The organism is Leptospira semungkisensis (genome assembly GCF_004770055.1).
Lineage (GTDB): Bacteria > Spirochaetota > Leptospiria > Leptospirales > Leptospiraceae > Leptospira_B > Leptospira_B semungkisensis.
In genome coordinates, this window is sequence record NZ_RQEP01000016.1 from 39,634 (window position 1) to 54,677 (window position 15,044).

Sequence of the window (15,044 nt, forward strand, 5' to 3'; positions counted from 1 at the left end):
CTCCCCTATTAGGCGTGAATCGCCCATTTATCGACGGCCATCGCCGCCTCTTTTACAACTTCAGCCAGTGTCGGGTGAGCATGGAAGGAACGGGCAAGATCTTCTGCCGAGGCTCCGAACTCCACTGCGACCGCAAGCTCTGCAATCATATCAGATGCTCTTGGTCCGAATACCAAAGCTCCCAATACTTTATCAGTTTTCTTATCGGCTAAAATTTTAACTTGGCCTTCCGCTTCGTTCATTGCCTTAGCTCTCGCGTTCGGCTTAAATAATGACTTACCAACTTTGTATTCTATACCGGCAGCCTTGAGCTCTTCTTCGCCCTTGCCTACCCAAGCCATCTCAGGCCAGATATAGATGATGAAAGGAACAGCATTGTAGTTCACATGTCCGGATTGGCCTGCGATAAGTTCCGCGAGAGCAACGCCTTCTTCTTCGGCCTTATGAGCAAGCATAGGTCCGTCGATCACATCACCGATCGCATAGATGCCAGGAACGTTTGTGCGGAAATGAGAATCCACCTTGATCCTTTTTCTCTCTGTTAATTCGACCCCCGCTGCATCCAAACCGATCCCATCAATAAATGGTCTGCGGCCCACAGCGACTAAAACAACATCAGCGTCTAGCTCGGATTCTTTGCCGTCCGGAGCTGCAATCTTCACTTTTGCGCCTGTTTTGGAAGTAGTTGCTCCCAAAACCTTATGCTCGAAGAGGAAATTGAACCCTTGTGATTCTAAACTTCTCTGGATCAAACTTCCAAAAGAGCGATCCACGTTGGGAATAATGCCTGGAAGAAGTTCCACAACTGTGACCTCGGAACCCAGACGAGCCCATACGGAACCCAATTCCAGACCGATCACACCTGCACCTATAATAACAAGTTTCTTAGGAATACTTCTCAGATCGATCGCATGGTCGGAAGTGATGATCGTCTTTCCATCCATTGGAAGACCAGGAATATCGATCGGAACGGAACCGGTTGCGAGAACGATATGCTTCGCAGAAAGGACTTCTTTCTTACCGTCGACCAAAGCGACTTCTACCTGGCCGCCTCCGAGTAATTTTCCAAAACCCTCGTAGCGAGTGATCTTGTTCTTTTTCATGAGGTAGTCTACACCGTCGGTGACTTCCTTCACTACTCCATTCTTGCGCTCCATAAGCTTGTTCAGGTCGAGGGTAACTTTTCCAACTCCGATCCCATGAACGTCTGCCTTATGAAGTATCTTATGATATTCTTCAGAAGAATCCAAAAGAGCCTTGGAAGGGATGCAACCTACGTTCAAGCAGGTTCCTCCCAAGGTTTTTCTTTTCTCGATGATCCCGGTCTTAAGACCGAGTTGCGCTGAACGGATCGCGTTTACATAGCCTCCAGGGCCCGATCCGATCACTAATACGTCGTATTGTTCCGCCATATATATTAGACTTCCTTAAACATCCAAAAGAAGGCGAGTCGGATCTTCGATCGCTTCTTTTACTTTCACGAGGAAGGTAACTGCTTCTTTTCCGTCCACGACCCTATGGTCATAAGAAAGAGCCACATACATCATAGGTCGGATCACGATCTGATCGTTCACTACTACTGCACGTTTTACGATATTATGAAGTCCTAAGATACCGCTCTGAGGAGGATTGAGGATAGGAGTAGACATCATAGAACCGTAGATCCCTCCGTTAGAGATCGTAAAGGTTCCACCTTCCATATCGGAGAGGTCGATCTTTCCATCCTTCACCTTGTTCGCGAGCCTTACGATCTCGGATTCAATCTGAGCAAAAGTCAAAAGATCGGAATCCCTAACGATAGGAACAACGAGTCCCTTAGGACCACCGACAGCAACGCCTATATCATAATAATTCTTATAGACCAGATCTGTTCCTCTGATCTCCGCATTGATCGCAGGAACATGCTTAAGCGCTCCAATCACCGCCTTGGTGAAGAAGCTCATGAATCCCAGACCTACGTTATGAGCGTCTTTGAACTTGTCTTTGTACTTATTACGAAGATCCATGACCGCACTCATATCTACTTCATTAAAAGTAGTGAGGTGAGCCGCGTTATGCTGTGCTGAAACCAAACGATTCGCGATCGTCTGGCGCAGTTTGGTCATAGGAACTATATTTTCTCTTGGAAGATTTCCTCTAGAAGCAGCAGGTACCGCTTTAGGAATTTCAGGAGAAGGTGCGGACTTAGCGACTGCAGGTGCTGCGGAAACCGCAGGTGCAGATTGTTTATTTGCGATTGCGTTTAACACATCTTCTTTCGTGATTTGTCCGTTCTTACCGGAGCCAGAAATAGAAGCAGGATTTAATCCGTTATCATCTATCAATTTTCGAACAGCAGGAGGAAGTGTATCGTTCTGCGCCTGGCTGCTTGTGTTAGTTGGTGCTGTATTCGTTGAGGAAGGAGTGCTGGAAGTAGTAGGAGTGCTTTTTGCTGCAGTAGCGGATGGATCGATCAGACCGATTACTTCTTTGATCTTGACCGTCTCCCCCGGCTTCTTGTTAATTTTTTGGAGAACACCCGCCGAGGGGGCCGGTACCTCCATGGTCACCTTGTCGGTTTCCAATTCCACCAGGACCTCGTCCTGTTCTACTCGTTCGCCTTCTTTTTTAACCCAGTTTGCTATTGTTGCTTCCGTAATGGATTCACCCATTTCGGGAACCTTGATCTCTATCGACATCTTGATCCTACGGAGGTCGGTTTATATAGTCCCGTTCGGAGACCGCCTCCATTTCACTTTCGAAAAGCGGAAATATTCTGTAAAGCGGTTCTTGGCAAAACCGTGTTTTGGAGGCGTTTTCGGAAAGGATTTTAGATTTGGAGGAGAAAAAACAAAAGCCCGAAATTTGTTTCGGGCCGTCTTCGTTTATCAAATATGTCGCGCTTGCAGAGAGGGTTTCAACCCTCCCTTTTAAAGTTTCTCGAATCCTATACTGAAATTCGAAGGCCCTTCCTTCTTCAATCCGTCTTAGGCTTAAACTTGCGTTCCGTTTTTCCGATCTCTTCGTCGCTGATCTGATATTCCAACTGCAGGAATTCACGGAAGTCTATGGACTTATGATGGTCCCTGTCTCCATCGCATTGACGATTCGGTTGTACTGACTTAGTGACCCCTGCAACAGTGATCGGCTTCAAGGTAAGATTCTGGGTAAGAGGACAAACTCCCGGCTTAGGAGACAATCCATTATAGGCACAGGTGCCTCCGCTTTGCACTTCGTCCGGCATCGGATCGTTTCCATGTTCGTCCCCGAACTCTGGATAATTTTCCCCATTATAAAAACGACGGTACATTTTTCCCCAGATAGGAACCGCAAGAACTCCTGCTGCCTGCCCTCTTCCGAGAGAGATGGAACTCTTATCAAAGCCCAACCAGATCACCGTAGTCAGCTTAGGATCGAATCCACAATACCATGCATTCGTAAAAGAAGAAGTGGATCCGGTCTTTCCGGCAGCGACTCCCCTATAATTTCCTTGGTCAGGACTATGAAGACCGTTCGCTGCAGTTCCTCCCATGGCAACCATGGTAAGCATCTTACGAAGAATGTATGCTGTTCCTTCCGTAATGACTTGGATAGAACCGTCTTCTCTTTCCCGATCTAATTCTGCACGAGCAACAGACTCTTCATTATAGATTACGTTTCCGGATTGATCGATCACATAACGGACTGCGATCGGGATCACATTCCTTCCCTTATTTGCGATGATGGAATAACCCACTGCCATTTCGTAAGGAGTAAGTTCCGCAATTCCGAGAGCAAGAGCAGGACTCGCAGGAAATCTACTCTTATCAGCCTTGGTTAAGCGAGATGCAAAATCGATAATTGCATCGGCGCCAGTGCGAAGAAAGACCTGCACGGAAACTATGTTCAAGGACATAGAAAGAGCCCTGGACAATGGCACCATTCCCTGGAAGTCTCCATCGAAATCCTGAGGAGACCAACCCTCTCCTTCTTCCGTCAATGTAGTAAGAGGAGCATCCATGATCCCAGTTCCGGAACCGACTACTCTTTCGGAAATTGCAGCACCGTATACGAACGGCTTGAAAGAAGATCCAGTTTGTCTTCGAGCTTGCACCGCTCTGTTAAACTGGTTCTTAGGAGTGAATTCATAACCACCCACCATCGTTTGGATATACCCGTTGGTATGATCCATGGTGATGGCAGCGCCTTCTACGTGTAAGTTCTTGCCGAAGACTGCGGATCTTTTTTGGAATTCAGTGAAAGCAGCGGATTCATTGTCCGCAGGAGTCAAAAGGCTCAATACGTCGGCCGCATCGATTAGCTCTTTTTCTAAAGCCACTCTGAAGTTTGCCTTATCATCCAAACGGCTCACGAAAGTTGGAGCCAATGGAAATAAGGAACCTAAAAACCCGTAAATCCCGACAAGGCCTCTGTCCGCGCCACCCGCATAGTTCACGGTAACACCTGAAACTAGATCATCATGTTTTTTGAGAGCTTTACGCAATTCGTCTTGGGCGATCTCTTGCTTATTCACATCCAGAGTAGTGTAAATCTTTAAGCCGCCGCTATAGATCCTTTCTTCGCCCAATTCTTTTAATAAACGTTGTCTTACGAATTCAGTAAAATGAGGAGCACGGTTCAGCTTAGTTCCCCAGGTAGATTGAGAAGGAGACTGAGTGATTACGATCGGCCAGTACTTCTCCCAAAAATCGTCATGAATCCCTTGGACCTTTTCTGTGGGAACGAAACCTTGGCCGGCCATAAGCTTTAGAACTTCTAAATGTGCTCTCTTAGAAGCCGCAGGATTCTTGTAAGGGGAATAATCTACAGGAGCCTTGGGCAATCTGGCAAGAAGTGCAGCCTCTGCAACATCCAGATCCGAAACATCCTTATGGAAGTAAACGTCCGCCGCAGAAGCGAGTCCAGTCGTTCCATGTCCCAAGTATATTAGATTAAAATAAATTTCGAGGATCTCTTCTTTGGAATATTCCTGCTCTATCTGCAGAGTGAATAGTGCTTCTACGAATTTACGTATGAATGATTTCTTTCTATTGTTCAGTACGGTCTTAGCCAACTGCTGGGTAAGAGTGGAACCACCCTGTTTGATCCTTCCGGAGATCACGTTCACCACTGCAGCTCTCATGATCGCAGAAAAATCTATCCCGAAGTGATTGAAGAAATTATTATCCTCCACAGAAAGGAAGGCCTGGACTACATGAGGAGGAATGTCCTGGTATTTTAAAAGCTGCTGCTTGTGGCGATACAGCTCAGCAAATACGATCCCGTTATTATCATAAAGACGAGTAGGAGTGGTCGGCTGATAAGAAGCAAGAATTGCAAGCTCTCCCCCTTCGTCCACTTCCGAAAGAATGTAACCGAAAAGCAAACCCCCAAATAATGCGAGTCCTAAGAGCGCTTTAACTGCCCAGTGAATTCCGTTGCTAAATAGATTCATACAAGTTCGAATTTCATTCCTTCTCTAGCCAGGACGATGGAAAGGTCCTTAGCTCCAAGATTCTCAGCATGGGTTTTGGCGTCATCCAAGATGATGGCTAAAATTTCGTCCGAATACGCTGGTTCATGGTGGGTCAAAGCCAAGGTTTTCACTTCCCAGGAAGAAGCGCAGTTGACTGCCATCGTGTAGGCAGTATGACCCCAATCGAATTTTTGAAAGGATTCGTCCAAGGTGTACTGCGCATCCAAAACCAAAAGATCCGCTCCTTGAAAGAAAGGTTTCTGTTCCTGGATCAAAGGAAAATCTTCCCCATTGTATTCTGCGTCGGTGGCGAAAATAAAACTTTTGCCGGCCTCCGTGAATTTATAGGCGATGGAGCCTCCCGGATGTTTGAGAGGAAGCCATTCTATTTTCACTCCTCCGATCTCCAGATTTTCTCCCTTCTTCAAATGATGAAAACTTCTCTCGGAACCAAAATGATCGAAATGGATGGGAAAGAATCTAGGATCTTGCTGGTATTTCAATCTTTCTGGAAGATCTGCAAGCGGGGAATGGAATACGAATTTATTTCCGGGAATATAGAGAGGCTTGAAAAAAGGGATCCCATGAATATGATCCCAATGAGTATGAGTGAAGAAGACGGAGGCCTCTCCTTGCCCTTTGCCGAATTTTTCTCGGTCTAGATCTTCTCCCAGGACCCTTGCTCCTGTTCCCAAATCCACGATCAATTCCGCGCCGGTAGAAGATCGGATCCGAACGCAGGTAGTATTTCCGCCCACTACATAATTTAGAGGTTCCGGCAAATGATCGAACCATTCTTCCGGAGAAGTATATGCCTTTCCTTCGGATTTGGCAGCCAATCTAAGGATAGAAATTACTTTTTCCTTGTATTCCTGGTTCGATAAGGGGGAAGGGATCGAACCTCTGACTCCATACAAAAAAATTTCCATCTTGTAGGAACATTTACTATAGATCATCCCAACTGTCAAAGGAAACAAAATTCGGGATTTGGGTTGTCGTTCGGAAGGAAGAGTTAAAACTAGGGGCGATGGCGTCTTTCTCTAGCGGATTCGGGATCCAGACCACTTCTATAGTGCGCAGGCTTTTGTTTTTGAATTTCGGGATCTTCGCCGCAGAATTCATCCTGAAACTTGCTTTTCCCGAATTAGTGCTTAGGCTCTTAGAGATCTTCGGGCTCGTTCCGGAGTTAGTGCTCAGAAAGTTCTTTTTCTGGCAGATCTTCACGTACGGATTCTTTCATCATCCCACTGCAATCTTTCATCTTCTATTTAGCATGCTCTCTCTTTGGATGTTCGGCTCTAGCCTCGAGTCTCATTGGGGAAGTAAGAATTTTCTAAAATACTATATGTTCTGTATCTTTGGCGGAGGAGTCGCACCAGTTATCGCTTATCTGATGGGATTCCCACAGGGAGTCGTTCTAGGACTGCTTGCACCTCTAGCAGGACTCTTGGTCGCATTCGCATTGATCTGGCCGAATAGAGAGATCTATTTCTGGGGAATTTTTCCGATCAAGGCAAAGTATCTGGTGATCATCTTCTTATTGATCCTTGCTGTTTCCGGACTCAGCGCAGGAGTTCCTGTCGCAACCGAGTTAGGAGGAATGGCAGCCGGAGGATTGTATTTCTTATATTATACTAAGTTAAAGTATAGATTCGGGATCAGCCTTCCTAGTTTTTCCTTCTCTCGCTGGAGACAGAAAAGAAAGATGAATCGCTGGCAAGAAGAGATGAAGAATCGCGAAAAAGCCAAAGAAGAAGTGGATCGCCTCTTAGAAAAGATCTCTAAGGAAGGAATGAACTCTTTAAATCGGAAAGAGAAGAAATTCCTAAAGGACGCCTCTACTAAGTATTACGATCCGGGCGAATAAGGATCTCTTATTTTTTTAAGCGAGCTTTCTCCTAAACTCGCTTAAAAAGACACCTTTGGAAACCTAATCGGAACCTGCTCTTTCCCGGAGATATTCACTCATCTAAAGGAAGAATGTATTGGTATCCGATACGAATCCCTCTGTCGTATGTATTATTCTCTCTCAAACCGAAGAGAGCACTGATCGCTATCCTTGAATTTTCTCCTACAAGAATCTGGACTCCCGGATGAAGATTGAATGCATCCGATCTCTGGGAGATGGTTCCTTCTACAGCTGCACGATATGTGGTTTCCAACAAAAGGATCACTCTCCAATCCGTTTCATAAGAAAGAGTCGCTCCTGCTTCCATATATCTATAGAACTTATCCTGGATCGGATCTTGGAAATGAGAATCCGTTTCTCTTTCATATAAACCGTAGGCCTGGAATTTGGTCTTACCGAAATCTAAAGCAAACCCGACCTGGGGCCTAAGCAGAAGCCAATTCGGATTTCTCTCTCCAGTCCATGGCTGAGAAACCGCAGGACCATAAACGCTCACTCCAGCACCGATGGATAAGATCCCGAATCTATAGAATGACTTGAGTCCCGCCTTCCATCTATCCCAGCCACTCCAAGAAGTAGCTTTGGTAGCATACTGATCCACATATCCGTATCCTCCGGAGACAGAGAAATAATTTCCGAGTTTCAATTCTCCATTTAATGACGCTGTCCTTGTTCTCTCATAGTCGGGAGATCTACTATAATCCGCAGCATCCGCATTCATCACGATTATATTATATACCCCGATGGATTGTCCCCAGACCGGATAAGGAAGATAAGCGTTTTTGCCAGAAGAAACAAAGGAAGGAGCAGCAAGCAATTCTCCTGTCGAGAAGATCGACAGGAGACCGAAACTGAGTAGTATGGTATATAAGGATTTCATACTACATATATTCCAACCAGAACTCGGGCAATGTCAGCTTCAGATAATTGCGGACACGTTCCGAAAGAATTCCGTAACCTTCCGGAGTCAAATGTCCTCCGTCCAAAAGCATTTCAGGATGGATCAGATCTTCCGGATCAACTCTAGGAACAAAATTTACCTTTGCCTTCATTTCAGTATTGATCATGCTAGCGGCCTCTACCGGCCAAGGAAGCTTGACGTTCCAAGTGTTTAGAGCGATGATATAATCGCAGTGGCTTCTTAGAATTCCTATCGTTTGGACCTGGCGATCGACCGTTGTCTGGACTTCTTCCCAAGTAGGTTCGTAATTGCTCAGGAAATCGTTTACTCCCCCGTTCAACATACATACCCGATAATGACCGGTATTGTTGATAGCAGCGCTTTGGATCTCTATCGTGCTTCGAACAGGGAAGGCCACCTTATACGTTTGAAAATCGGAAAACTGATCTTCCACCGGCCAAAAGGCGGAAATGCTATCCCCGAATAATGCGAAGGTCGGTTTATATAATTTGTTATTCTTAGAATCCTTTTCACCAGGGCTGGTGCAAAAAGATAGAAAGGCCACAAGGAATAAGGCGATAAATTTTCCTGTGGCTCGCAAATAGAGACCGGAGTCCGAATGTTGATTCGAGAATAGATCTTTTTTATTTATACAATCTATATTCATTTTTTTTAATTCTCTATTATTAGGACAGAGGAAACTTCCTCTAAGTTTCTATTTTTCTAAAAACCGTAAACTTCAAGTGAACTTGAACTTAACTAGACTAAAGTCTCTACATAACGTAACGAAAAATGAACCCTAGTATATTATAATAATTGAATATATAAATGGAACGCGGTTCAAAAAATCCGTTCCATGAAGGACAAAAATTTGAAAATCCTTTAGTAAGTGGAAAGCAGTCTAATGGATATAAGGATGAAAATGCCTCGGGGATTTCGTATTACCTATCCCCAACTCCATTCTCTTTCTAGAAAAGCCTTTCGAACGATTTAAAACCCTTGGACGAATTGAGCTTATACTTTAGTTTGGTTCTTATCCATGCGGACCTTCTTACTGAATCAAAAAGCGATCCGAACTCCTTATTATAATTTGGCAATGGAAGAGGCACTCGCTCTTCAATTGGTTTCTCACGGACTAGTAGCTGGTTTGCGTTTTTGGGAAGGACCGCGTTCTATTATTCTAGGGCTTTCTGAAAAACCAGAGATATGTGCGGGCAAAGAGAATCTTAATCCCTTTTTATCCGAGTTTCAAACAAGACCATTGCCTAAGAAACCTTCTTCGCATGATCCGGTGTATATCGCGCGAAGAGCCAGCGGAGGCGGGACCGTAGTCCATGAGCCGAACTGGAATTTGAATTTTAGTTTGTTTGTCTCTCTAAAGGTTAAGCCTGAATTATATCCTGTTTCCGGTTCTTATCAAATTTTTCTAGGCCTCATTTCTTCTGCCCTGAACCGCCAAGGGCTTTCCACAAAGTGCAAGGGCAAATCGGATCTGGCTATGGAACTTTCTCCAGGCCATTGGAAGAAGATCTCGGGGAATGCTCAGTTCAGAAAGAGGGACTGCATCGTGCAGCATGGAACTCTGATCCTGGATTCTAGACTGATCCCATTGGTGACGGAACTTCTTCCCCATCCTCCCGAAGAACCGGATTATAGAAAAGGAAGGGCCCATGATAGCTTCGTGACTTCCCTTCCTTCTTCTTTTTCGCCTGGAAAATTCAAGGAAGACCTTTCCCTTTTATTTGCGGATTATATGGGGGTTGAAAACCTGGGTATGGGAGTCGACTCTTCCTTCTTACAATCAGTTCGCAAGGACACGAATCGCCTATTTCAGGAAAAATACGCAAACCTGCCCTATATTCTGGGAGAATGATCTCCAAAAACCAAACCGAGGAAACGATGAAATACCTTCCCCAACAAGATCCCGAAATTTTCCGAGCTTTGAAAGCAGAGGACCAAAGACAGGACGAGAACCTGGAAATGATCGCCTCCGAGAACTTCGTGTCCCAAGCGGTTTTGGAGGCTTACGGCTCCACTCTCACGAATAAGTATGCGGAAGGTTATCCTGGCAAAAGATATTATAATGGCTGTGTGAACGCGGATGCGGTCGAATCCTTAGCGATCGAAAGAGCTAAAAAAATCTTTAGCGCAGAATACGCAAACGTGCAACCCCACTCCGGAGCTCAGGCAAACATGGCGGTCTTCTTGGCTTGCATGGAACCTGGTGATTCTTTCTTAGGAATGAACCTGGCTCATGGAGGTCACTTAACCCACGGCTCTCCAGTAAACATCAGCGGAAGATATTATAAACCAATCCCGTACGGTGTGGATCCTAAAACCGAAACCATCGATTATTCCGCTCTTGCAGCGCTTGCAAAAGAACATAAACCGAAACTGATCGTTGCAGGTGCTTCTGCCTATTCTAGGACAATCGATTTCGATAAATTTGCTGAGATCGCCAAAAGCGTGGGCGCAAAACTCATGGCGGACATCGCTCATATATCCGGTCTAGTAGCAACAGGATATCATCCTTCTCCTATTCCTAGTTTCGACTATGTTACTACTACCACTCATAAGACCCTAAGAGGTCCGAGAGGTGGATTAATTCTTTCTAAATTAGAAAATGAGAAAATACTAAATTCTAGAGTTTTCCCTGGGATCCAAGGCGGACCCTTAATGCACGTGATCGCAGCCAAAGCAGTGGCTTTCGGTGAGGCATTGTCTCCGGATTACAAGAAATACATAGAAACAGTTCTCGCAAACGCAAAGACTCTCGCAGAAGTATTCGTGAAGAGAGGATTCAGAGTGGTGAGCGGTGGCACAGACAATCACCTGGTACTATTGGATGTTTCCGTAAAAGGTCTCACCGGTGCTAAGGCTGCCGATGGGTTGGACGAAGTGGGAGTAACAGTGAACAAAAACGCGATCCCATTCGATCAAAATCCTCCTGCAGTCGCTTCCGGGATCCGCTTAGGAACTCCTGCGCTAACTACTAGAGGTTTAAAGCCTGCTGATATCGAAAAAGTAGGAAACCTGATCTGCGATTTCTTGGACAATCCTGATGATGAGAAAACCAAGGAGAAAGTTCGTAACGGAGTGAAGGAAATTACTCAACAATTTCCGATGAATAGCTTCCGCTTAGACTGAGATCCGATATCTCTCCGGTCGAAAGACCGGAGAACCATTCCTCACCGCGAGAAACCTCTTGACGGTTCTTTTATAGAATTTATTATTTTTCGCATGTTTCTCCTAGGCCAGGACACTGGCGGCCCCATCCTGATTTGGCCCGAATTCTCTTGGAGTTCTGTAGCCAAAGGGACTATCTTCCTTGTAGCAGTATTATTGACAGCCTATTTCGTCCAACGTCACTTACGTCGAAAGAATTCTCTTTCGAAAGAGTATAAAACGAGGATATTAACCAAGCTACAATTACACAAATTCCATTCCAAAGATATACCTCTCTTTCATTCCTTTTTAGATCAGGTGTCGGATACAGATCTGAAGAGATTAGCGGAAGATCCAGCTTGGTATAGAAGGTATTTTCTTCCTGAATTTTTGCAGTTCTTAGCTGAACAAAGCAATCGCCCTGCTTGGAAAGATATTCTGACCATTCATACCTTGGATCATTTGATTGAAGATCACCAAGGACATCCGAAAAAATTTATCACAGCAATCCTAAAGACCGATTCTGAAGAGATCTTTCCCGCACTCATAAAGACACAAGAGTTGGATGCGAGCTCTGTTCAGAAAGAATTCAAGGCAGTAATTTATACGAAAAAAGGAAACTCCTCCTTCTCCCTTTCCAGATACGGTAAGATACAAGTACTAATTCCTAACGAAAGCAAGAGATGGTTCCGTTCAGAAGCGATCCTAATCTCCCAAGAAGGCACAAGCCTGATCCTACAGCTCCAAACTTCTCCGGAATTAGACCCTAAAATAGACGAGCAATGGACGGATACAACCAAAGCAGATTCAATATTCAAGGATCCGGCGGTTCCAGAAGAATATAAGAACAGTTTATTGCAAATCCTCGAGTATTCAGGATTAAACACAAGCCACCAGGGAGAGATCGTTCGTCTAGTCGGAATATTTAAGGAACATCCAGGCTTACTTCGCAGACAACACAAAGAAGAAGATTATAAAATTCTAATTCATCTCTACAAGGCCTGCTTCATTAAATTTCGCGCTCATAGGGCAAGTGTTCCGAAACCTGTTCTTCTTTTTTTGCATTATTTCTATTTGGACGAGGAACTTTTTCCCACCAAACGGATCAAGGAATTAGAAAACGCTATCAGCAATTTCCAAACCTCTATCTCGGATCTTCAATATGCAGAAGCAAAACTTTCGATCCATCTTCTTCCTGACTGGTTGAATCTGATCTTAGCAGGCAAGAAAAAACCTTCTAAGAACCAATTAGGGCAAAGCTACGAACAGGTAAAAAAATCGGAACTTCGCTGGAACCAAACTCTTGAAGAAGAGAATCTACAGAGCAAAGAATATCTTTCTCATATTCTGGATTGGGAATTGGAAAATCTGCTCTCTCACGGACTTACGGGAATTTCCTTGAGTCCGAACTTATCCTATCCGATCTCAGCAGAAGATCAATTCTATGGACTCACTGAGGATAATCTTGCTTTTCCAAATAATATTATAACACAAGCGGAGAAGGTGCTCAAAACGGATCCAGGTCTTTTCATAAGACAGCTCAATGATTCACCTTCTTCTAACCAAAGCCCGGACAATTCTTCAAAGAGAGAAATGTATGCGGACTGTATTCTACTTCCTTATGCAGGAAATCGAGGAATCCTCTGGCAGGATTCTGTAGAAGATAATCTATCGTATTGCAGGATCCTATTTCCTATGATCTTAGGAGAGAAGTTGACCTTAATCGTTACGAAAGTCTTAGGTGAGTTCCGTTGGGAAACAGAAAGGAGCTTAAGAGGTCATAAGTGGAAGGAATCAATTCCTGCCTCGATCACTTCTGAGTATTTCAACTATATAGAGAACTTTCGAAGAAACCCTCATCTAACCGTCGAGGCAAAGAAAAGAGTGGATCAGCAGTGGACAAAAACTGGAAAGAATATCAAGGATATGTTCAGCATTGATTATGCAAATTGGATCCTCTTAGAAGCGGAAGGAAAACCCAGGCTGAATCGGATAGCAAGAGAGATATTGAACCGTTTTGTGCCGATCCAAATAAAGCCTTCCCCTTAATCCATCTCCTCTCGGATCTGGCACGTACAGGCTTTCGCAAGAAAGCCTGTATTAAGAAATTTTAAATTACTCCCCTGAGCTCCAATAGAATCAGAACTACCGCAGAAATAAATCCTACAAGAAAGCAGCGATAACTCCAGCGTAGATACTTGTATTTTCTAAAATACAAAGCCTTGCCCATCTGATAGAGATCTCGAGTCAATGCCTCATAGACAAAAGGATCTTGGTTCACAATAGCTTCCATCTGCTTCATAAAATCCGGTTCCGTGCCGGTTGCGAAATTTCCAAAGAAGAGAGGATTTGAACTGCCGTTCTTTTTCTGTTTGATCGTTGGCATGACAGCAAAGATGGCAAGTGTTGCTGCGACTACTATGAATACCATAAGAGTCATGAGCCCGACTCTATATGTAGGTTTCTGAACGTAGCCCAAGGAAAGAGAAAGTATTACGAAGGAAGCAGCGATCAGTATATTCGCCTTTTGGTCCGCCATCATACTCAATTGAGAATGATGTTGGTGCACAGTCCTAAAAAGATAATCCACCGAAGATCTAGCGTGAACGTTTTTAAAATAATCGGATTCCATTTTAGTCCAATGATTGCGGTCAATAATTTCCGACAAGACATAATTTGACATTCGTTTCCGGAACAGGTGGACTCAAAATACTTTACATAATTTCACTTATCATATAATTAGTATTTATGGATCTAAATCCTTTGGATGGTTTCAGAGAAGATCTCTATCGTCCTGTTTTGGGCTGGGGTCGAAATAGTCTGGGACTTCTTACAGGAAGAGAAGGAATCTATCGTTTAGCTCTTCGCTGGGAATACGCATTTGCAGTATCCGGATTTCAAGTCTTCAATCTGGACTGTGCAATTCGTTTCGATCCTTTTATCATTACGGATGAGACCCGGAAGAGAAGGGTTTCTCCTGAGGCACTCTTAGAAAAGATATTAGTCCAAAGAGCATTTACCCCGTACCAGATCCTGGATTCTCTTAAAGATATATCTAAATTCAAAAAAGATAATACGATCTATTTCCTTTTAGCACCCTGCAAACAATTTTTCGATGGGGATGTACAAGATGATGAAGGTAAGTTTCTATTAGAAAAACTAGTATTAATCCTTCAATACATGAGATCCCAAAAGATCCCTATTATAGTTGTCGAATCCACTCGTTATACTCATCCCACATTCCAGGCAATCTTTCCCAAACTAGTAGAGCTCTCTGAAGATCTATGGGAGCTCAGAGTGGTCGAAGGCCATTCCTATTTGAAAATCAGAAAAACCAAAACCGCACCCGAGATCGTTTCGAGTCCGGTAGGGAGACAATCATGGGCAGAACAGTAATCCCCTATTCCAGGCAAATGCAGTATGTAGAATCCAGCCTGGGCCAATTCAGGAGAGGACTTCGCAAGCCGGATCAGGAAATCTTCGACGAGCTGATACGAGTTGCAAAGTTGCAGGTCCAAGCAGGAGTCATGGCATCTTCTCCTTATCCTATAGATACGATGCTTCTCACTATGATGATAGATCTCAAAAAAGAGATCTTTCGGCTCAGAAAAGAATTAGAAAATCTCAGAGAATAA

At 44.3% G+C, this 15,044-nt stretch carries 13 protein-coding genes; 6 read left to right on the forward strand and 7 right to left on the reverse strand.

Going from position 1 to position 15,044, the window contains the following annotated elements:
• Positions 1-8: 8 nt before the first annotated feature.
• The 4 genes from lpdA to EHO59_RS11205 all read right to left on the reverse strand — a co-directional run bounded on the left by lpdA (position 9) and on the right by EHO59_RS11205 (position 6,363).
• Positions 9-1,412 (reverse strand): dihydrolipoyl dehydrogenase, encoded by a 1,404-nt coding sequence (gene lpdA / locus EHO59_RS11190; protein ID WP_135588006.1) that lies wholly within the window; start codon positions 1,410-1,412, stop codon positions 9-11.
• 15 nt (positions 1,413-1,427) lie between these two features.
• On the reverse strand, positions 1,428-2,678 hold the full coding sequence (odhB, locus tag EHO59_RS11195) for a 2-oxoglutarate dehydrogenase complex dihydrolipoyllysine-residue succinyltransferase (RefSeq protein ID WP_135588008.1): 1,251 nt from the start codon (positions 2,676-2,678) through the stop codon (positions 1,428-1,430).
• A gap of 278 nt (positions 2,679-2,956) precedes the next feature.
• Complete coding sequence (locus EHO59_RS11200) at positions 2,957-5,413, reverse strand: penicillin-binding protein 1A (protein ID WP_135588011.1); 2,457 nt, start codon at positions 5,411-5,413, stop codon at positions 2,957-2,959.
• Complete coding sequence (locus EHO59_RS11205) at positions 5,410-6,363, reverse strand: MBL fold metallo-hydrolase (protein ID WP_135588013.1); 954 nt, start codon at positions 6,361-6,363, stop codon at positions 5,410-5,412. The genes EHO59_RS11200 and EHO59_RS11205 overlap by 4 nt, the downstream gene beginning before the upstream one ends.
• 98 nt (positions 6,364-6,461) lie before the next feature.
• Between EHO59_RS11205 and EHO59_RS11210 the strand changes: the two genes are divergently transcribed.
• Positions 6,462-7,301: a rhomboid family intramembrane serine protease gene (locus EHO59_RS11210; protein ID WP_135588015.1), complete on the forward strand. Its 840-nt coding sequence runs from the start codon at positions 6,462-6,464 to the stop codon at positions 7,299-7,301.
• Positions 7,302-7,395: 94 nt separating this feature from the next.
• On the opposite strand, the gene EHO59_RS11215 is transcribed toward EHO59_RS11210, so the two are convergent.
• Together EHO59_RS11215 and EHO59_RS11220 are read right to left on the reverse strand one after the other, a co-directional pair.
• A complete protein-coding gene (locus tag EHO59_RS11215) occupies positions 7,396-8,223 on the reverse strand; it encodes a hypothetical protein (protein WP_135588017.1) in 828 nt (275 codons plus the stop codon).
• A gap of 1 nt (position 8,224) precedes the next feature.
• Positions 8,225-8,911: an SGNH/GDSL hydrolase family protein gene (locus EHO59_RS11220; RefSeq protein ID WP_135588019.1), complete on the reverse strand. Its 687-nt coding sequence runs from the start codon at positions 8,909-8,911 to the stop codon at positions 8,225-8,227.
• 372 nt (positions 8,912-9,283) lie between these two features.
• On the opposite strand from EHO59_RS11220, the gene EHO59_RS11225 reads away from it, so the two are divergent.
• From EHO59_RS11225 to EHO59_RS11235, 3 genes are all read left to right on the forward strand, one after another.
• Positions 9,284-10,117 (forward strand): lipoate--protein ligase family protein, encoded by an 834-nt coding sequence (locus EHO59_RS11225; RefSeq protein ID WP_135588021.1) that lies wholly within the window; start codon positions 9,284-9,286, stop codon positions 10,115-10,117.
• A 26-nt stretch (positions 10,118-10,143) separates the two neighbouring features.
• Positions 10,144-11,391: a serine hydroxymethyltransferase gene (gene glyA / locus EHO59_RS11230; protein ID WP_135588097.1), complete on the forward strand. Its 1,248-nt coding sequence runs from the start codon at positions 10,144-10,146 to the stop codon at positions 11,389-11,391.
• Positions 11,392-11,484: 93 nt separating this feature from the next.
• Positions 11,485-13,458 (forward strand): hypothetical protein, encoded by a 1,974-nt coding sequence (locus tag EHO59_RS11235; protein WP_135588023.1) that lies wholly within the window; start codon positions 11,485-11,487, stop codon positions 13,456-13,458.
• A 61-nt stretch (positions 13,459-13,519) separates the two neighbouring features.
• Here the strand turns inward: EHO59_RS11235 and EHO59_RS11240 are convergent, their stop codons facing one another.
• Positions 13,520-14,092: a Pycsar system effector family protein gene (locus EHO59_RS11240; protein ID WP_246052856.1), complete on the reverse strand. Its 573-nt coding sequence runs from the start codon at positions 14,090-14,092 to the stop codon at positions 13,520-13,522.
• A 65-nt stretch (positions 14,093-14,157) separates the two neighbouring features.
• Between EHO59_RS11240 and EHO59_RS11245 the strand changes: the two genes are divergently transcribed.
• On the forward strand, positions 14,158-14,805 hold the full coding sequence (locus tag EHO59_RS11245; RefSeq protein ID WP_135588025.1) for a hypothetical protein: 648 nt from the start codon (positions 14,158-14,160) through the stop codon (positions 14,803-14,805).
• On the forward strand, positions 14,790-15,044 hold the full coding sequence (locus tag EHO59_RS11250) for a DUF8156 family protein (RefSeq protein ID WP_135588027.1): 255 nt from the start codon (positions 14,790-14,792) through the stop codon (positions 15,042-15,044). The genes EHO59_RS11245 and EHO59_RS11250 overlap by 16 nt, the downstream gene beginning before the upstream one ends.